At 39.5% G+C, this 20,126-nt stretch carries 17 protein-coding genes; 3 read left to right on the top strand and 14 right to left on the bottom strand.

Annotated features, from left to right (window positions below; all coding sequences use genetic code 11):
- Window positions 1-62: 62 nt before the first annotated feature.
- The 5 genes from RBH88_RS03590 to RBH88_RS03570 all read right to left on the bottom strand — a co-directional run bounded on the left by RBH88_RS03590 (window position 63) and on the right by RBH88_RS03570 (window position 4,674).
- On the bottom strand, window positions 63-941 hold the full coding sequence (locus RBH88_RS03590) for an oxaloacetate decarboxylase (RefSeq protein ID WP_213699508.1): 879 nt from the start codon (window positions 939-941) through the stop codon (window positions 63-65).
- 27 nt (window positions 942-968) lie between these two features.
- Window positions 969-2,249, bottom strand: coding sequence for a TRAP transporter large permease (locus RBH88_RS03585; protein ID WP_213699509.1), 1,281 nt, complete (start codon window positions 2,247-2,249; stop codon window positions 969-971).
- A complete protein-coding gene (locus RBH88_RS03580; protein ID WP_213699510.1) occupies window positions 2,243-2,761 on the bottom strand; it encodes a TRAP transporter small permease subunit in 519 nt (172 codons plus the stop codon). The genes RBH88_RS03585 and RBH88_RS03580 overlap by 7 nt, the downstream gene beginning before the upstream one ends.
- Window positions 2,762-2,910: 149 nt before the next feature.
- Entirely contained in the window at window positions 2,911-3,906 is a 996-nt protein-coding gene (locus tag RBH88_RS03575; RefSeq protein ID WP_307879940.1) for a DctP family TRAP transporter solute-binding subunit, read from the bottom strand.
- An 87-nt stretch (window positions 3,907-3,993) separates the two neighbouring features.
- Window positions 3,994-4,674: a GntR family transcriptional regulator gene (locus RBH88_RS03570; RefSeq protein WP_213699512.1), complete on the bottom strand. Its 681-nt coding sequence runs from the start codon at window positions 4,672-4,674 to the stop codon at window positions 3,994-3,996.
- Between the two features lie 433 nt (window positions 4,675-5,107).
- Here RBH88_RS03570 and RBH88_RS03565 point away from each other — a divergent pair, with 433 nt between their 5' ends.
- Both RBH88_RS03565 and RBH88_RS03560 read left to right on the top strand, forming a co-directional pair.
- Window positions 5,108-6,304 (top strand): CaiB/BaiF CoA-transferase family protein, encoded by a 1,197-nt coding sequence (locus tag RBH88_RS03565; RefSeq protein WP_213699513.1) that lies wholly within the window; start codon window positions 5,108-5,110, stop codon window positions 6,302-6,304.
- The gene (locus tag RBH88_RS03560; protein ID WP_213701213.1) at window positions 6,304-7,236 is read left to right on the top strand and encodes a hydroxymethylglutaryl-CoA lyase; all 933 of its coding nucleotides are present in this window, start codon (window positions 6,304-6,306) and stop codon (window positions 7,234-7,236) included. Before RBH88_RS03565 ends, RBH88_RS03560 begins: the two co-directional genes overlap by 1 nt.
- A 65-nt stretch (window positions 7,237-7,301) precedes the next feature.
- On the opposite strand, the gene RBH88_RS03555 is transcribed toward RBH88_RS03560, so the two are convergent.
- A complete protein-coding gene (locus RBH88_RS03555) occupies window positions 7,302-8,414 on the bottom strand; it encodes a linear amide C-N hydrolase (RefSeq protein ID WP_213701214.1) in 1,113 nt (370 codons plus the stop codon).
- Between the two features lie 480 nt (window positions 8,415-8,894).
- Between RBH88_RS03555 and RBH88_RS03550 the strand changes: the two genes are divergently transcribed.
- Window positions 8,895-10,181 carry an MBL fold metallo-hydrolase gene (locus RBH88_RS03550; RefSeq protein ID WP_307879939.1) on the top strand — a complete coding sequence of 429 codons (1,287 nt, stop codon included), beginning with the start codon at window positions 8,895-8,897 and terminating at the stop codon, window positions 10,179-10,181.
- A gap of 165 nt (window positions 10,182-10,346) precedes the next feature.
- Here RBH88_RS03550 and RBH88_RS03545 read toward each other — a convergent pair whose 3' ends face one another.
- The 8 genes from RBH88_RS03545 to RBH88_RS03510 are packed head-to-tail and all read right to left on the bottom strand — an operon-like array spanning window position 10,347 to window position 20,081.
- Window positions 10,347-11,057 (bottom strand): M48 family metallopeptidase, encoded by a 711-nt coding sequence (locus RBH88_RS03545; protein WP_307879938.1) that lies wholly within the window; start codon window positions 11,055-11,057, stop codon window positions 10,347-10,349.
- 2 nt (window positions 11,058-11,059) lie between these two features.
- Window positions 11,060-14,254 carry a type I restriction endonuclease subunit R gene (locus RBH88_RS03540; RefSeq protein ID WP_307879937.1) on the bottom strand — a complete coding sequence of 1,065 codons (3,195 nt, stop codon included), beginning with the start codon at window positions 14,252-14,254 and terminating at the stop codon, window positions 11,060-11,062.
- Between the two features lie 19 nt (window positions 14,255-14,273).
- A complete protein-coding gene (locus RBH88_RS03535) occupies window positions 14,274-14,933 on the bottom strand; it encodes a ubiquitin-conjugating enzyme E2 (RefSeq protein ID WP_307879936.1) in 660 nt (219 codons plus the stop codon).
- A 3-nt stretch (window positions 14,934-14,936) separates the two neighbouring features.
- On the bottom strand, window positions 14,937-16,127 hold the full coding sequence (locus RBH88_RS03530; RefSeq protein ID WP_307879935.1) for a nucleotidyltransferase: 1,191 nt from the start codon (window positions 16,125-16,127) through the stop codon (window positions 14,937-14,939).
- Window positions 16,128-16,129: 2 nt separating this feature from the next.
- Window positions 16,130-17,068 carry a CBASS cGAMP-activated phospholipase gene (locus tag RBH88_RS03525; RefSeq protein WP_307879934.1) on the bottom strand — a complete coding sequence of 313 codons (939 nt, stop codon included), beginning with the start codon at window positions 17,066-17,068 and terminating at the stop codon, window positions 16,130-16,132.
- A gap of 9 nt (window positions 17,069-17,077) precedes the next feature.
- Window positions 17,078-17,311, bottom strand: a complete 234-nt coding sequence (locus tag RBH88_RS03520) for a DUF2188 domain-containing protein (protein WP_307879933.1) — start codon at window positions 17,309-17,311, stop codon at window positions 17,078-17,080.
- Window positions 17,312-17,313: 2 nt separating this feature from the next.
- The gene (locus RBH88_RS03515; RefSeq protein ID WP_307879932.1) at window positions 17,314-18,528 is read right to left on the bottom strand and encodes a restriction endonuclease subunit S; all 1,215 of its coding nucleotides are present in this window, start codon (window positions 18,526-18,528) and stop codon (window positions 17,314-17,316) included.
- Window positions 18,525-20,081: a type I restriction-modification system subunit M gene (locus RBH88_RS03510; protein ID WP_307879931.1), complete on the bottom strand. Its 1,557-nt coding sequence runs from the start codon at window positions 20,079-20,081 to the stop codon at window positions 18,525-18,527. Before RBH88_RS03510 ends, RBH88_RS03515 begins: the two co-directional genes overlap by 4 nt.
- Window positions 20,082-20,126 lie beyond the last annotated feature (45 nt).

Raw genomic sequence — 20,126 nt, 5'->3', positions numbered from 1 at the left:
GATTTATCACAGATACATCTCTATAGGTATGAAAAACCCCGCTAGGTCAACTCTTTGCAGCGTTATTTACGTGTGGAATAGAGCTTCTCCACTTCTAATATGTCAGGCAATCCGATGAGGTTGTTGAATTCCTCAAAGAGAACCATTTTATCCATCATGCTTTCCGTAGACCCTGTTTTTTTGAGAGTCGCCATAACATCTTGAACGGCCTTGGCGATAACATAGGTCGACGTCACAGGAAAAATGGCGAGGTTGTAACCGATCTCTTCTAGTTTTGAGACTGGAAGAAAGGGAGTTCGGCCATGCTCAACCATATTTGCCAGTACGGGAACAACGAAGATAGATGTAATTTTTTTCATCTCTTCTTCTGTTTCTGGAGATTCCACGAAGATAATATCGGCCCCGGCCTCTTCATAGGCCAGTCCTCTCTCTATGGCTTCATCGATTCCACATGTGGTTCTGGCGTCAGTTCTCGCTATGATCATGAGGTTATCGTCCTGCCTGGCGTCACAAGCAGCCTTAATTTTCCCCACCATTTCGTCTTTCGGTATTATTTCTCGCCCCAGCATGTGGCCGCATTTTTTGGGAGCAACCTGATCTTCCAGCTGGAGGCACGCAACTCCCGCTTTTTCATATTCCCGCACGGTACGAGCTACATTTACAGCGTTTCCATAGCCTGTATCAGCATCGGCGATGACAGGAATATTGACAGCTTCTACAAGTCTGGAAGCCCTCGCCACCATTTCAGTCAGCGTCAAGAGTCCCACATCTGGTTTCCCCAGCATGCTTGCCGAGGTTCCATAGCCAGTCATATAGAGCGCATTGAAGCCCTCTTTTTCAATGATTCGGGCGGTAAGGCAATCATGGGTGCCTGGTGCCACAACTATCTGATCTTGATAAAGAAGTGTTCGTAATCTCGTTCTGGTATTTTCTTTTTTCAACGTGAGCAACTCCTGTCTATTGCAGGTTTAGTGCATTATGGATGGCAGCCAGAGACTCATCTGGGGAAAAGCCATGGCCAATATCAGCATGAAGGTCATTAAGATGATAAAGGGCCATACTCCCTGAATAATATCCGACATGCTTATGTCTTCGCGAAGGCCGTTAATAACGTAAAGGTTCATTCCAACTGGCGGCGTGATGAGAGCCATGGTCATGTTGACTGTAAGAATAATGGCATACCAGATAGGATCGATATTTAAAGCGACGAGGATGGGGGTAACCAAAGGCATGGTCAGAAGTATGATAGATACGGTTTCGAGCATCATGCCAAGTATGAGCATGAGCAGGTTCATCGCAATTATGAACATGAGCGGCGAGAGGTTGATTTGAATAATCAATTGAGTGAGTTTCTGAGGAATCATGAGCATGGTCATAACCTTGCCGAAGAGGATTGCCGCAGCGATGATGATGGCGATCATGCAGGATGTTCCTACAGATTTCAGACAAATTTTCGGTAATTCACTGAGCTTTATCGTTTTGTAAATGACGATGGTTATGAAGAGGCTGTATATCAAGCCTACAGCAGCTGCTTCTGTGGGAGTAAAGACTCCGCTATAGATACCGCCTATGATTAATAAGGGCAGAAGAATTCCCCAAACATTCTTTTTTGTGACGCTCATTCGCTCAGACCAGCTGGTTCTCTCCATGGGAGTAAAGCCGCCCCGTTTACTTTTGAAAACCGCATAAATGATGAAGATGGCTGTCAGGATGAGTCCGGGAACGACGCCTGCGATGAAGAGTTTTCCGACGGATTCCTCTGTAATGGCACCGTAGAGAATCATGGGAATACTCGGCGGAATCAAAATGCCCAACGTTCCGCCAGCCGCCAGAAGTCCCAAGGTAAATTTTTTGTCGTACCCTCTTTCAATCATTGCGGGATAGGCAACCATGCCGATAGTAGCAGCTGTCGCAGCTCCAGACCCAGTTATTGCCGAGAAGAAGGCGCATGCAAGAACGGTAGCAATGGCAAGGCCTCCGGGAAGATGTCGCACCCAGGCGTTCATAACGTCAAAAAGGTCGTCACCGACACGGCCATCTAAAAGTATCTGGCTCATGAGAATGAATAGCGGTATGGAAAGAAGGGTGAAGCTTTCAAGGCCAGAGAACATGGTGGAACCGACTATCTTCGCAGGAAGTCCGTTGAGAAGTATGAGCAAGACGGATGTTGAGCCCAGTGAGAAGGCTACGGGGAGTCCTGTAAAAAGGACGACGATAAGAAGCGCAATAACCAGAAGGAAGCTTAGCATGGTTGTTCACCTTCTTTATTGTGATCTTTGAGTGCTGCCGATCTCATGGCTATGATAATAATGAACTGAAGAGTAAGAAGACCAAAACCGACAGGAAGTGCAAGTTGTGGAATCCAGAGTGGAACGCGCAATGGAGTTGCCGATAACTTGTGATATTTCAGCGTAGCCTCCAGCATTTTCACGCCCTGAAGCGTAACATACGCAGAGAAAAACATTCCTATGATGCTTGTAATCAGTTCGAGAAAGCTCTGTGTCTTTTTTGAAAGCCGAATGGTCAGAAGATCTATCTGAACATGCTTACCTACCTGCAACGTATAGGCGGCTCCTGCCAACATGGTCCAGATGAAAAGGATGATCGATACTTCCTGAGCCCAAATTGTCGGCGAGTTGAAAACGTATCTTGCTATAACTTCATAAAAAAGGATAATTCCCATGGCCAAAATGCCAAGGCCACTGCAATATCCGATTAGAAGATTCACCTTTGCTATAGTTTTGTTTAGAGAAGAGAACACGCCAATTCCCCCAATCTTGTAATACTCGCACGCTTTTCTTATTATTTGGAGGAGGAAGGAATTTGCATTCCCGGCCTCCTCCGTTGGTGAGTGATGGTAACTAAGGGTGTTATATGAAAGAGAGGTTCAAGGCTAAATTGCCTTTACAATTAGTCAATGGATTCTAAGATTTCCATAAGCTTATGGCTGATTTCGCCAGTCTGCTGCATGAATTCAGATCTAACCGACTCTGTAGCCTTTACAAAAGCAGCTCTTTCCTCGTCGTTAAGCGCATAAATCTCTACTCCGCCCTCTTTAATAACGTTATAGGCCTTATCTTCAGAATCGGCTATTGAGCCACGAATTGATTCTGCAGCATCAGCGCCGGCTTTGAGAAGAACTTCTTTCTCTTTATCGCTGAGGGAATCCCACCATTCAAAGTTTCCCTGTACAAAGAACTGAGCTGTGGTGTAGTTGGCGAGAGTCATATATTTCTGCACTTCATATATCTTTCTCGAAACGGCCGCGGGCATACCTGTGGTAGCGCCATCAACGGTTCCTCTCTGAAGGGCCATGTACATTTCAGAAGAACTCATGACTGCGGGAATACCGCCAAGAGCCTTTACCGTATCAGCTGTTCCCTTACTGAAGGTTCGTATTTTAAGGCCGTCAAAATCGGCTGGCTTTGCAAGGGGACGTTTGTTGTTGTAAAACTGGACGAGGCCGTAATCGACCCAAAATACAACTTTGGCGCCTTTTGCCTGGAATTCATTATCAAGAATTTCGCCTGCGCCGGCTTCTATAAATTTCTTTGGGGAACTGAGGTCTTTAAAGACGAAGGGCATTTCAAAAATATCGGCTGCTGGAACCATTCCAGACCATTTATTAACAGGAACGAGGGCAAGCTCAACAAGACCTTCTTGAATGGCTTCAACTATTTCAGTGTCTTTAAAAAGCTGTGCCGAATGGAAAACTTCAACTTTCATTTCTCCGTTTGAATATTCTGACACCTTTTCAGCAAAAAAATCCATGCCTTTAGAAATAAAATGAGAAGGAGGAAGCTGATTGGAAAGCCTCCATGACGATGCCGCCATTGCAGGGAAAGCGTAGAGGGTTATGATAAATGCAGCCAAAGTTGCTAGCAAAAAGGATCTACCGAGTTTCATTATCTTGCACCTCCAATATTTTTGATTCGTGGGCATCATGTCATGTGCGAAGAGTCGACAGTCGACACTACCTTACACTAAAAAAATTTAACTCCCTTCTTTAACATTTTCGAGCCTTCTTGCGAAAAGGCTCCAAGATCTACTCTCTTTAAGTTTTTCAAGCTCTCCGCTTTTCAAGAATTCTACGATTCTATAGTGACTGAGAGCTGTAACTTCCAAACTTTTCGCATGGATTAAATCATCGAGCATCCCCAATTCCAACTGATGATACAAGTCAGAAAGGATACTTAACGTTCGGGGACGATTTGCCTTCAACCAGGTATAGCGGTGAAATTCAATGTCTTTTTTCAAGAAGGCCAGAACCTTTTCGCCTGTAGACATATCAGATCTTGCGACTTCTACCATCTGGTCAATAAGGCCGGAAAGATGCTCGTAATCCTCTTCTTTTAAAAGATTTTCATTGATGAGAACCTCGTAAATGCTTCCCTCTAAAAGATAACGAAGTGCATATATCTCCTCCATCTCTTTTATCGAAAATTGAGTAACAAAGGCCCCTTTTCGAGGAATGGTTGTCACCAATCCCTGGCTTTCGAGACGTTGAATGGCCTCTCTCACAGGAGAGCGGCTAATATTAAGTTCTTCTGCTATTTGGGATTCGATAATTTTGTCTCCCTTTTTATACTTTTTGGAGACAAGAATTTGTTTTTTAAGGTAGTCCATTACTTTGGATGTAACAGTTTCATTAAAATAAGGTTTTGTCGAAACCATATTTTTCTACCCCTCTTGTTTTTTATACTGGGAAGATGTTGATAAGATTCTAAATAGTCGACAGTCGACTTATGGTTTATTACTATACAGCATTGATAAAATATTTGCAACTTGTCTAATAATCGAAAAAACACAACTTGGTTTTATTGACAAAATAAAATATCAATATATAATTTTTGTCGACAGTCGACTAAATGTAAAAGAAAAATCGCATTCCAACAAAACTTCATAAATCCAACCTCACTACATACTTAAACAATTAAACAATACCGCTCTTCCATAAAAGGAACGGTTTAATACAGGATCTCCTCTCTCGCTAGGTGAAATTGCAGTAACGCAAAGCAGCAATAATAACGTTGTGCGCGGTTTCAGGTTCTTTACGTGGAGCACTAAACATGTATGCAACTATTATCCAGAAGGGCGTGAGGATTCAATGGAGACAAAAGGTGCGCTAACAAATCTGAAGGTGCTTGACCTCACTCGTGTATTGGCAGGTCCTTTCTGCACTATGATTCTTGCCGATATGGGAGCCGATGTTATAAAGATCGAACGGGCAGATAGTGGTGATGATACTCGCTCAATGGGACCATTTCTGAACGGCGAAAGCGCCTACTACATGAATCTCAATAGAAACAAAAGAGGAATGACCCTGAATTTGAAAGATCCGCAAGGGAAAGAACTCTTCCTTGAAATGGTTAAAAAAGCTGACATTGTAACAGAAAACTTCCGGCCAGGCACAATGGAAAATCTCGGCATTGGCTATGAGACTTTGAAAGAAATCAATCCCCGAATTATTTACGCCGCAATTTCAGGGTTCGGACATACGGGCCCCTACAAGATGCGTCCCGGTTACGATATTATCGCCCAGGCCATGAGCGGACTTATGAGCACAACTGGTTGGCCGGGGGGAGAACCAACACGAACCGGAACGGCGATGGGCGATGTTCTGGCAGGTCTTTCCTGCGCTATCGGCATTCTCGCAGCAGTCAACGCAAGAAATCTCACAGGAGTGGGCCAAAAGGTAGATATTGCGCTCGTGGATTCCGCCGTTGCCAGCCTCGAAATTATCAATATGATCTACCTCATCGAGGGGCGTATTCCTCAAAGAATAGGAAACCGCTACGAATCCACCTACCCTTACGATTCCTTCAAAGCTTCAGACGGAAGTCTTGTTATAGGCGCTGCCAACAATAAATTATGGAAAAACCTCTGCTCGGTGATGGAACGACCTGAATTGGCCGAAGCTCCCGAATATCTTGAAGTAAAAGACCGAGTCGCCAGAAATGAAGAACTCAAGGTTATCGTCGAGGAATGGACCACAAAACACACCGTTCAGGAAGCTTTCGACTTGATTAACGACGCCGGAATTCCATGCGCACCCATTATGTCAATCGACCAGATCGTCAAAGATCCCCACATTGCCGGAGACCGAGAAATGTTCGTAAAGACCAGCCATCCAATTGCCGGGGAACTGACGATCACAGGCAGCCATATCAAACTTTCTGACACGCCTCCGACCATAAGAACCCACTCCCCTCTTTTGGGAGAGCACAATGTTGAAATTCTGAAAGAACTTCTCGATATGGACGAGGAAGAAGTGAAAGAGCTGGAAAGGAGAAAAATTCTCTAATGACACATCTTCAGGCGCCGAGCTCGGCAATTATACGCGAAGTATGTCCCAGAGATGGTTTCCAGAGCGTAAAAGACTTTATCCCCACAGAGGATAAGGTGAAATTCATAAACGACTTGGCAAAGACGGGAATTTCGGTAATGGAAGTCACTTCGTTTGTGAGTCCCAAAGCCATTCCCCAAATGGCCGATGCTGCCGAAGTCATGGAAGAGTTTAACAAGAATTGGAAGGATAGGATAGAATCCGTAGCGCTCATTCCTAACTTGAGAGGCGCCGAGAATGCACTCAAAGCAAACCCCGATTGGATTAACTTTGTTCTTTCAGCCAGCGAATCACACAATAAATCAAATACTCGCAAAACCGTAGCGGAATCCTTGGAGGAGCTCAAAAAAGTCGCAGCAATAAAGGGAGAATGCAAATTATGCGTATCTGTGGCCACCACCTTTGATTGCCCCTTCGAAGGAGCCATTGACCCTGAAGCCGTAATAAAGATTTTAGATACCGTTTTTGAAATAGGAGTGGACGGCGTTACACTTGCCGACACTATCGGAACCGCAGATCCATCAAAAATCAACAACACACTTTCACGAATCAGAGAAAACTATGGAGACTATCCCTTCTTCCTCCACCTTCACGATACCCACGGCATGGCCATGGTTAACACCCTTACCGCGCTACAGCTTGGGTTCAGCCGCTTTGATTCGGCAACGGGCGGACTTGGAGGATGTCCGTTCGCTCCTGGCGCCGCAGGAAACCTCGCTACCGAAGATCTCGTCAACTTCTTAGAGAAAATAGGCGTCAAGACGGGCGTTGATCTGCTTAAGGTGATATCTGTAGCCAGAGATATGGAAGCATATGGGCTGCACGTTACAAGTCACTTGTCTGCCAGCAATATTGGAAGGGAAAGCGTCAACTGTTGCCATCAACTGTAGAAACTGTAAAATAAGAGAGGCTTCTGTGAACAGGTTTTTCGCCAGTCCGCAGAAGCCTTTTTATATCATTCCGAAAGGAACGGGAAGGGTTCCGTTGGGGTGAATTTACTTGAGACTTCGCCAGAGAGAATGGGATTGCTGCTCAAGTCGAGTTTCGTGGGTTTCGCCCCTTCCTTCAGATTCAACTTTTCCAAATCCACCCAAAATACAGCAGGAGTCAGCACCGACTCAAAATAGTAGCGACGGGCTTTAGTGTCCGCCACTGTGCGCCAGAGTGTGGAAGAGAGATTCGGTTTTTCCGGGTCGACGATTCCCAGGGGAACTGATATGTGGCGTATTAAAGAGAAAACTGTCGCGATGGCGCGTTCTGGAGAGTCTACTTTGGGGGTGGCGTCGAGGTTCCAGCTGATGCGAGCGAAACGGTCTGAAGCTCGGTGGGTTCCAGGTAAAAACTTCATGCCGCCGACGCTCTTCCAATAGCTATCGATAGCCAGTTGCTCATTAAAGGGAGGCGAGTTGGTCATGACCACGTATGCGCGATTGTGGTGAGTTACAAGTTTGCCTTCGATGTATTCGAAGATGGCGCTGTCGCCCGATGTGTCTGCGATTGCAACATGGCCGCTGGCTGCTTTTCCTCCGGGGAGAGGTGGCGCAACGATAGAAAAGGGCTCTTTTTTGAGGGAATTTACGGCTTCCGCAACAGTAGCGTAGTTGTCGAGAATATATTGCCCCCAGGCGCCAATCGAGAGTAACGGGCGTCCTGACGCCTTGGCGTCTCCATAGTCGGATTCGGAAAGGTACAAAACGTTGACGATGAGTCCGGCATCGTTGATTCCGTCTACTGTTCCCGTATTGTAAATATCTGCTACAAGCGAACCATATTTTGACGTCCATGTAATGGAGTTGGAACCACAGCCTCCATCTCGTTTCAAGCTGCGCGGAAAAGCCCATAGGTCGGTTTTTGTATCGTCGTACCAGTCCATAGTTCGCCCGACGATGTAGTTATTTGTGCCAGTTTCATAGAGAATTCGGGTGCAGGCGTGGGCTTGAAATCCGATTAAAAAGATGAGTGCAACGGCGAGGAAGATTGATAGATGTAAAGAGTGGTGGCAGTGGTAGTTATAGTGGCGGGATTGGGGCTGCTGCGTTTTGGGCCAGATCCGAGCTTTTCTGTTCACAAAGCATCATCCTTTCTGGTGGAATCTAGCAAAAACGTTCTTTTCGCATGGATACATTGATCTGGCTTGAAGGCTGAGTGTATAGGTTAGATGATAGATTGGGTAAGAAATTGCTGTGTCGTATGCTTTTATGGCAACGGAAGAAGTCTGTACTAGATTAGAGTTGGTATAGTTCATTTTAATATATTTATACAAAAAGGGATTGTCAAGTTGGAGGGGGATATAGCTGTTATTACACCTCTCTTCACGTTCTTTGCTAATTTTTAAAAGTTTTATTTTTATAATTAAATTTATATTTTATTTAATAAAATTTTTTTGTAATAAAATTTAATTTATAACGTATAATAAAGTAAGTATTAAATATAATTTTTTAAATTTTTATGTTAAAGTTTTTGTATTTTGCTAAATTAATTTAGAAAAATCAAAGTATAATCCTAACAAAATCAATAGGAATATCAATGACAAGGGAGGATATAAAATATGGGAATTTCGCTAGAAAGATGTTTCCATCCTATAGGGCAAGGAGCCTTCTACACCGAAAAATTTTTTGATAGAGATAGAAATAGTTTCTTTAACGTTGTTTATGATTGTGGTACAGAAACTAGTCTAAAAACCATAAAGTCAGAAATAGAAAGCTGTTTCACTCCTAAAGAACCAATAGACGCTGTTTTCATTTCTCATTTACATAATGACCACGTTAACGGTCTAAAGTATCTAATAAATTATTGTGATGTCAAAAATATTTTTCTTCCTCTGTTAACTGACGAAGAAAGGATAGAAGCTCTTCTTCATAATGCTATATATAATAGGAATAACATATTTATTCAAAATTTAATCTCTGCACAAGATAGCAACCAAATACCCAACTTCGAAGGGAAAATTTATTTTATTGGGTATGGAGGTGAGCGTTTTAGTGGTGAAGGCTCTTTATTTAGACTTGACCCTGATGATAACCGCTTCAATAGAGAAGACTCATCTAGGAAAGGGGGACAAAAAGGACCAATTTTAAATCCAGATACCGAAATAACAACGTGCCTGGGGAACGAATGGGTTTTTTTACCATTTAATTATAAAGCGCGCAATCAAAGTACATCGCTAATAAAAGAGCTAAATGATAGAGGGATCTCCCTGGAATCTACAGATGACTTTAAAAAAATGTGGAAAGACATTGAAACCCAAAAAAGATTAAAAGAGGCGTATAGGAATCTAAATGGGGATCTTAATTCGAATTCCATGACACTTTATTCTGGACCGAAACATAAATTTTTTTATATGAATTACATTAAAAAGGGATCCTTTTATGACAAACAGTGGATGGACTATGAAAGCTCTTTAAGTTTTTTACGTTTTTATGATAATTATGTACCTTACCATTTTCGAGAGTATTTTAAATGTCCCTTATTAGAAATTATTGATGATGCCTCACGTTTTTTGAAGCATTGGAATGAAATTAAATACCACCCACCTCTTGGGTGCCTTTACCTTGGTGATTATGACGCTAATAATTGGGAAGAGCTAAACAATAAATATAAAAGCTACTGGGAGAAAATCGGCATGATACAAGTTCCACACCATGGTTCAAAGCACAATTACAATTTTGAGTTAAGTAAAAAAGAGGCATATATTTTTATTATATCGGCCGGAGAAAATAATAAATACGGACACCCTGATCCTTCAATTTTTAATTCTCTATTGGAGAATCAGAAATTCCCTTTTTTAATTTCAGAAAATAAAAAAAGCGAAATTAAAATTTGTGGTGAGTTTTAGTTCCCATATTTTCACAGTAGCAACCAATATAAAAATGTTATAACCGGTTCTTTACAAAAAGTGCACCTCCAAATGCTGGTTTCTATGAGTCTTATTTTGGGGGTACACTTTATTATCACGTTTTCCTTCTTTAGCATATAACGGCGTTCATTTTTACAATGATCATTATAAAAACGTCAATTCTAGCTTATGTTTACGTCGTTTCCAATCTGGCATAAATTTTTCAAGAAGATTATAGAAATCTGCGCTATGATTATAATGTCGTAAATGACAGAGTTCATGGGTAATAACGTATTCAATACATTCTTTGGGCACCTTAATGAGATCTAGATTCAATGTAAGGTTCCCTCTTTTTGATAGGCTTCCCCATCGAGTTTTCATTTGTCGAATTTTTATTTGCGGCTTAGAAAACCCTAATTTTTCGAAATAAGGCCAACATTGATAAAAAATTTTTTCATATTCCTCACGCGCCTTTTCCCTATACCAATTATCCATAAGTTGTTTCACTTTTTCCGGTTTGATTTCATTTTTACAACTGATTAAAAAGTATCCTCTAGTAAGTTTAACCTCAGATATATTCCCTACTGAAATTTTCAGTCTATATTGCTTACCCAGATAAAGATGTGTTTCTCCCCCAATATAACTTCTTGTCGACGTTTTTATAGTAAATTGTTCAAAGTATTTTTGTTGCTTTTTAATCCAATTAGCTCGTTTTTTTATACGTTTTTCAATAACAGAATAATTTATATGAGAAGGAGCCTTAACAACCACGCTTAAATCGGGAAAAACCGAGATTTCAATGGTTTTACGATTAGAATAGATTAAATGGAAGCAAATAACCTCTTTCCCATATTTAATTGAACACTTTAAAGGCATATTTATACCATCCTAAATTTAGCTACCTGCATGAGTTGTTCGATAATTTCATCCATTTCGTCGGAAGAAAAATCGATTCTTTTCTCATCTCGTATATCATCATAAAGATAATCATCTATAGCATTAATTACTTTATTTTGTGCCACCTCATCATCCCAAAACTGTACCTTCCAATATTTATAAAAAATCTTCTTGATTTCAAGGGCCATATCGGCTGCTATATCTTCAATCTTTCTTTCATCCAATCCTTTTTGATTGAAAAAGGGTTGGATGACTCCATAATATGCCATAGCGTTATCATCACCTTCTATTTGTGAAGGCATATCATCATGATGACGAGTAACAATTTTATGTCTAAGGTCACTTACTGTATTTAGGTATTGAAGATCAGATAGACGTTTTTGTCTATAGTCATCTATTGCTTGTTGAATTAATTGAGAAAACTTTTTGAAGAAAGCGGGATCTTCCTCCATTTTTTCCGTAATAACTTTTTTTGTTGTATGTGCAATAATATCTGCTCTGGCAGCAATACTCTTACCTTGAAATATTCCATGATCTTCTTTGACTTGAGTAAAGGTACGATCATCAAAAATATTGACAGGTTTATTAAGCTGAATTACTCCATCTGCATGAATATGCGTGTTTAAAAGTTTCATAATTTTAGGTTCATAATCCCTATAATCAATGGCCTCGGCATAACGCAACTTTACAGAAGCCTTCAATTTTTGAAAACGTAAAAGATCATTTTTATACATATTGATCTTACTTTCCGGGGTTTTATTGAGAAAATGCTCTGTCGAAAGAGCTATTTTTAAAATTTTACTAAACTCATACAAATTTTCATAAAAGCTTTCTCGCAAAGCATCATCTCCAAGCAACTGTTCATAAGCCTCCTCATCTTTTTTATGTTTTACTGTTTTAAAAATATTATAAAGATCAGAATATACTTGTGGAAGCTTCTTTATCTCTTCATTCACAGAAGTGAGTGTTCCCACAAGATCCTCCTCGTCAAAACCTTCTAAAGCATCATACATATTCAAAGCCTTATCGAGTTCTTCAAGAATACTCACGTAGTCAACAATAAAGCCAAACTCTTTATCATCGTGTAAGCGATTTACTCTTGCTATAGCCTGAAGCAAAGTGTGTTCTTTAAGGCTTCTGCAAAGATAAAGGACTGTATTTCTCGGAGCGTCAAACCCCGTCAACAACTTGTGAACTACTATAAGAATTTCCAGATCTTCTCCATTTTTAAATTGATTGATAACCTGATTGTTATACTCCTCTTCTGAACCATACCTTTCCATTCTGCTATGCCAAAAGGAAACGACTTCTTCTGTGGGGTCTTCAAAAACATCTTCAAATCCCTCCCTTTTATCAGGAGCAGAAATAAGGACCTCGGAGGACACTTCACCAATATGCTTAAGATATTCGTGATATTTCAGAGCTGATTTTTTACTTGGCGCTACTAATTGTGCTTTCAAGCCTGTCCCTTGCCAATTTTCCTTAAAATGAGTACTGATATCAAAAGCTCTCATATAAATAACCTGGTCAGTTTTATTGAGTGTTTCTGCATGAGCATATTTCTTTTTCATGTCTGCCTTTTGTTCCTTCGAAAGATTTTGGGTATGGCGCTCAAACCATAAATCGATAGCATTCTTATTTTGCTCCATTTCTACATGACGGCCTTCATAAAGCAAAGGGACAACTACTCCATCTTCAACAGCTTGCCGAATAGAGTAAATGGGCTCAATCAAACCACCGAATTTAGAAAAGCTGTTCTTTTCTTTCTTCATCAAAGGAGTTCCTGTAAATCCTAAATAACAAGCTTTTGGAAACATCTGTCGCATTCGTGCAGCCATGGAATTATAATTTGAACGATGACTTTCATCTACAAGTACATATATATCTGGTGAATCGTCATGAAACTGTTTAACATTTAAAGCTTTATCAAATTTATTAATGATAGTCGTAATAATAGAGGATTTGCGTTCACTTATAAGCTCAAGCAAATGCCTACCTGACTTCGCTCTTTTAGGGTAAAAACCACATGTCATGAAGGTGTTGCTTAATTGAATATCTAGGTTCTCTCTATCCGTAACGAGAACTATTTTAGGGGCAGGAATATCGGGATCTAGTGCTAAATTTCGTGTAAGCATAACCATAGTTAAAGATTTACCGGATCCTTGCGTGTGCCAGATAATTCCGCCCTTACGACAACCTTCTTCGTCATATTGCTTCACTCTATTTAAAGTAAACTTGATCACAAAATACTGTTGATATCTAGCTAATTTACGAATTCCATTATCGAAAACTGTAAATTTATAGACAAGATCCAGTAATCGTTCTGGACGGCATAAGCTGAAAACCGCTTTGTCTTGAACAGTAACAATTCTTTCTATCTTTTCTAAATCATCGAAATATGTTTTTGAATGTGCAAAATCACCAGAAAAAAGTAGTTGTTTATTTTGAGAGGAAATAGGCTTATTAATGCATGAAGATACTGAATCTTCACTGTCGGAAAGTTCCTTCCATACATTCCAAAATTTTGCAGAAGAACCTACGGTAGCATATAAAGAGGAATTCTTATTTATACCCATTACCATTTGAGTGTAAACAAAAAGTTTGGGAATATACTCCTCTCTTTGATTTCTTATAGACTGACTTATTGCTTCTGCTATATCTACATTAGGAGACTTGCATTCTATTACCACAAAAGGAATACCATTCACAAAAAGGACAATGTCAGGTCTTGTCGTTTCAAGGCTTTTCGTCTTTTCCACAGAAAATTCAGCAGTAACATGAAAGCTATTATTAGTCCAATCGCACCAATCAATGTAATGAAGATTAAAACTTTTTGAATCCCCGTTAACAGTCTGTTCAAGAGAAGTCCCCAATGTCAAGAGATCATAAATGTTTTCATTTGTCTTCAAAAGGCCAGCATAGTCAATATTTTTAAATTTTTGAATGGCAGATTGAATGTTTTCTTCGCTAAATAAATATTCTTCATTTTTGTAATAAATACGATTTATTTTTTTTAGTTGCTCTCTTAAAATCCCCTCCAAAAGGACATTACTTCTTTTTCCGAGACGTTCGCGAAGAGCCTGCTCAGGAGTTAGATAGATAAAACCAAGATTGATTAATTCCTGCAAAGCTGGAATCTGAGAAAGATGTTTTTCGTTAAAATGGAAACCAGTCATTTTTCTGTCTCCTTCTATCTTACTTTTCCTTTTTTAATTTTTTAAAATGCTCCCGGAACCATGATCGAGAAGCAATTTTTCTTAGGTCATTTAATTTATAATGAAATTCGCAGGCTCCAAGTTTACGATTGCACCCACATGGACAAAGTTTTTTGTTCGCCCGTTTTTTTCTCATCCCTAGTAATTTTAATGTTTTTAAAACTTGCGATTTAGTTTTTAGTCCAAGCAAATCCTTATAGTCATCTATTATCCCCTCTGCCCCATGGCGCAACTCCCCATAAATAAAATCACCACCAAATTTAAATCTATAGGATATGGCGCATAGGAAAGGTACAAGACAATTTTCTGCAAAACCTGTTAGATTGGGATTATCATGAACCTTTTTTAGTAATCTAATTGGAGATCCCAAGCATAGAGAGCCATCACTATTTACATGGTGCCAACCATCAAGAGGAATTTGACGTTCGACTTCCTTCACAACTGGCAAGTCTTGAGGGTAATTAATTGGAACTAATATTTCAAGCATAAAGCTACCGTTGATAGGCTCGTTGAGTTGAACCTGAAAGTCAAATCGCCCCCTAAGCTTAAACAAAAGACTTACATCTTTAGATGGAACAATCGACATTTTAGGATAATCTCTCAAAAATTGAATCAAACCATATCGATCCTCTTTTCCCATTTATTAACCGTTTTCCCATGGTTTCGCAGGATCTGAAATTACATGAACCTTAGGGGTAACTCTTTCTTCTGAATCAAGGTTAATACCAAGTTTTCTAGATAACTCAGATTGATTTAGCTTTAGCGAAAATTTTTGTTGTGCCTGTTCTGTAATAAAATGAGTGTCAAGAGTGGAAGTTATGCTCTCAAAATCTAGTTGTGCTTGCTTTAACCAATCCCAAAAATTTTTTTCTAAATTAAGATTCTTATATTTTTCCATCCCCCAACGGTCTGCAAAATCTTCTGCTGGGTCAACAGGATTAGGGATTCGTGGGGTACTTTTATTTACATACTGCCCCATGTTTTTTAAAATATTTTGTAGTGCCGAAAAGACATTTTGTTCTCCTGTGTACGCTCTAGCAGCAAGAGTTGTAATAATAATAGAAATAGGTTTTAGATCTTCATTCCCTTTAAACATCTGATCTCTGTGTCGTTTTAATAGTTGGATTGCTCGTTGTAAGGGCGTTTTCCTCTTATACAGGGGCATATTATCAACTTGACCTCTTACTTGAAATGCTTTCAATCTTTGAGGATCCATTCGATATTCGAACCAATGAGCATATCCTTCTGGATTGCTTATCTTCCAATCACAACAGATTCTTCTGTACCCTTGACGTCTATTGTCCGTAATGTAAACGGCGGTTTGCGAAGCTGAATTTGCCATAGATTCCTCTAGGCCAAATTTGCGCATTGATTCAACGGTCTTTTTCTTTGTACTCTCATCAGCTGGAATACAAGGAACAATATCCATGTGGAAGCTCAAATCATCCTGATATTCTAAGCGCCAACAACGATGCTTCTCCTCAAGTGCTTCCTTGATTCCTCTGGAAACTCGATAAGCTTCAAGTTCTCGGCCTACAATTGATTTTAAGAACTCCTGTGTATGGCTAACATGTGTAATACCTTCTCTAAGCTTGCAAGAAAGATCCACATCATATTCTTCATTATCATTAAGTGGTCGAATTGCTGTTCCCAAGCGAAAAGAACCTTGTGGGAAAATATGAGGCTTGTTTATATAAACAGAAGAGTCATCCCTACTTAACCAACTACCAATATCTTCGTACCTTTTTATAGCCTTTTCATAGGCTGACTCAGGTAGCTCTAGTAATTCAATCATGTTTTCAATAATTAATTTCTTCTGTTCTAGTATAATCATCATCATTCTCCTCCCTGTAGGAAATCTCTAATCGAAGTACTCTCATGAGTAAAGTCTCTGTCTGCTTTTGATATCAAATCATCGATCACAGATACATCATCTAAGGACAACGGAGTATCAGAGTTAAAATCAATTCGCTTAATCTGCTCGGAACGAAGTTGCAATTTTAGGTAATTCATGGCGCTTTGACTTTGCAAAGACAGGATGAAGCCAATAAATTTTTTATGCCTCCATCCATTAAGAAAACCCCATTTGCGTAATTTACTTGTACCATACATCGTTTTGGAATAACCGGTGCCAATAGAGAAAACCCTAATATTCTCTTTTTCGGCCCCTAAACGTCGCTGAGCATCAATCACAGCTGCCAATGCGGGATTATTGGCCCAAAGCCCGCCATCAGCTAAAAGATAATGGTCAATTTTATGTGGATCAAAGAAAATTGGAGCTGAGCAAGAAGCTAAAATAGCATCTTTGAGAAGGACGTTGTTATCACGGTTGAAGTCCGTAGAATATCCTGATTTAAAAACATGAACTCCTCCATTACCAATATCAGTAGATGGAATCAAAAGAGGTTTATCAATTTCACCCAAACACGTTCCTTGACACACCTCTTTAAGTATTTTCTCTAGGTATTGAGAATCATAGATACTATCTACCAGCGGCTGGCAGAATTTTTTTAAATTTCTACCTGAAAAGAAAAACTTCTTTTTCTGAAAGATTTTGCTACCGTACTTTCTATACATTTCAACAATATCGGCTACTGGGAGACGGATAGCCACACCTGCAGCAATAATAGAACCAGTACTTGTGCCAGTAATCATATCGAAGATTTCGTAAAGATTGATATGCAATCGTTCTTCAATACATCGAAGTATATGGGCAGGATATACTCCTCGAATTCCCCCTCCATCAACACTCAATATTCTGAATATTTTGCTCATGCTATATCCTCATTTTTTATCTTTTGGTGGGCAAGGATCATTTCCGTAGCTATTACCAGCACGAATCTTTCCATTTTCACCATGAATCTTAGTGTCCGATTTTTGATTTCTAGCAATATTTTCTGCAACTTCAATAGCTTCTGCTTGTGTTCGAGTTACTTTGGTTGCCTTAGTATTTCCTTCACCTTTAACAGCCCAACCACTGGGATGCTTTACAACATGCTGGTTTTTACCTTTTGCCATAATTACACCTCCATATGTTGATTGACGATTTTATGATTCACTCGCCATTTTCCAGTTAAAAGTTTCTGCATTAAACCCTTTTTTTGTATTATTAAGAGTTTTTTTAATCTTTCTAAGAGATCTTTTTCATTGTCAGCTACCTTTAAGAAACTTGCAATAGCCTTCTGTTCTTTTAAACTAGGAATACAAATCTTTATCTTACTGAAATGATGAAATTTAAGATTCAAAGTATCAGAAGTAAGCCCTTGAGAATATCTATAAAAAAGGTGGATCATTCTTGGGAGTTTGAAAAGATAGGCCATAAACACCCCGTCTACATTATCTTTAGGAACGCAAATTGTATAAGCTGGACTAACAATACCTTCAAGATTTGATAAAGCTGATACTCCTTGCCACATCCGCATAGTGTTATACCCTATATCCCCCTTGCATATTCTAAGATAACAAGATTTATCTTCACAAGAAGTATCTCTTTTACCATTCAAATTTTGAGGTATTACTCCTTGAGTTTTAGTAATAGAAAGCAATGGCAAATTAGAGAAATCTTTTTCTTTTCTCTCTGTAAAAAGCTCTCCTAACGAACATGCTGTCCACGCTTGATTAAATCCTTTAAGACGGATTTGTTTCTTCAATAACCGAGTCATCCAAAAAGATTGTTGCTTCTCCTTTAGCTCGATCAACCGTTCAGTTTTTTCGATAGCTTCATCCCAAGTGCTCAGCAGATCGGCGATAGCCTTTTGTTCGGAATAAGAGGGGAAAGGTATTGTAACTTTTCGATACGTTTCTTCTGTTAGCCCAAATCTCGTAACGCCGTTTGAGTAACGATAAAAATTACGTGCAACTTTTGGAAGCTGTAACGCATACGAAAGAAATTTTGCATCAATAGATTTATTAGGCCTTAAAATTGCGAGATGATAACCACAAATTAAATTTTTTGGAACGCTTTCAACAAAAGCAGGAATGCCAATATCGTTTGCACTCTCCGAATCCTTTGTTATAACGACATCGTTGGGCATTAATGCAAACTTTCCAATTTCACTTTCTTTAGCCGTCGCCCCCATAAAAACCATATCTTTTGTAATGACGTTGTTATAGTAAACATCTGAATAGTTACATAAACTCACAGAGACCTCACAAGAAACCGACTTTTTATCGACACTACTTACAATCACCTTCGCTATCTCTTTAATTGATCTCTCTGGGAAAAAGGAGTTCATCGCCGGATCTCCTTAAGATGTTCAGTCATCTTCACCCGCACTGCAGCCAATTCTTCTTCTAGTAAATCAATTTCCTTTTGAACAGCATCGATATCAATTTCCTCTTCCTCTTTATAAGTATCCACATATCGGGGTATATTGAGGTTAAAATCATTTTCCTTAATCTCCTCAAAAGTAGCTACGTGAGCATATTTATCAACGTCTTTGCGACTCAAATAGGTATCCATAATCTTCTTGATATGCTCATCGGAAAGAGAATTTTGATTTTTTCCAGGCTCAAATTCTTGACTCGCATCTATAAAAAGAACATCTTGTCGGTTTTCATTGACCCCTCCTTTTTCTCTACTACGGTCGAATACCATAATTGCTACTGGTATTCCAGTAGTCTGGAACAAGTTAGCTGGTAATCCCACAATCGTGTCTAGCAAGTTTTCCTCTATAAGCTTTTGACGAATACGCCCTTCAGCTCCAGCCCTAAAAAGGACACCATGAGGGACAACAACAGCGACCCTTCCCTCTTTCTCTAAGGCAGCTTCTATCATATGGCTAATAAACGCATAATCGCCTTTGCTTTTTGGTGGTATTCCACGCCAAAAACGATTGAACCTATCATTTTGAGCTTCTTCAGCACCCCATTTATTTAAAGAGAAAGGTGGATTCGCAACTACAACGTTAAATTTCATAAGCTTGTCATTTTCCACGAGAGCGGGGCTTGTAAGAGTGTTACACCATTCGATACGAGCACTATCAAATCCATGCAAAAACATGTTCATTCTAGCTAACGCCCATGTACTTCCATTGACTTCCATACCAAAAAGAGCAAAATCAGGACTTCCAACTTCTCTTCCTGCTTCGATTAATAAAGTACTGGAACCACAAGCAGGATCACAAATCCTATCGCCGGGTTTTGGACGAGCAAGCTTTGCTACCAATCGCGATACCGGGAAAGGTGTATAGAACTCTCCAGCCTTTTTACCAGCATCAGTTGCAAATCTTTCAATCAAATACAGGTATGTATTACCGATAATATCCTCAGACACGTTCTCAGTGCTCATATCAAGCTGAGGCTTATTAAAATCTTCAAGGAGATTTTTTATCCTTCTATTTCTTTCTTTTGTCTTTCCGAGATTTGCCTCAGAATTAAAATCAATATTCCTGAAAACACTGTCAAGCTTGGCTTTGTTGGCTTCTTCTATAGCATCTAAAACTAAATTAAACAATTCGCCTATATTATTGCTGCTACGTCTCTCATAAAGGCTGTAGAAATCAGCAAGGAATTTATCCTCCAATACTCCAGTGGAATGATTCTTAATCTCAATATTTGGAAGCACAAATCTTTCCCGTTCAAGTTTACGGCGGATTCTTTCTTCATCATTGCCATATCTTTCTTGATACTTCTTATAATGAACTCTCCATATATCAGAAATATACTTTAAGAAAAGTGTAACCAAAATATAATCTTTATACTGTGCTGGATCCACTACACCTCTAAAAGTGTCACATGCTGCCCATGCTGCATTGTTAATATCCTTTTGATTAATCGTATCTGACATAGAAAAACCTCCAAGCTAGTTATCACGAAATCTAACTAAGTTTAA

The sequence above is a fragment of the Aminobacterium sp. MB27-C1 genome, assembly GCF_030908405.1.
Taxonomy (GTDB): Bacteria; Synergistota; Synergistia; order Synergistales; family Aminobacteriaceae; genus Aminobacterium.
The sequence above is the reverse complement of the archived record's forward strand: the minus strand, read 5'-3'. Positions and strand labels throughout refer to the sequence as shown.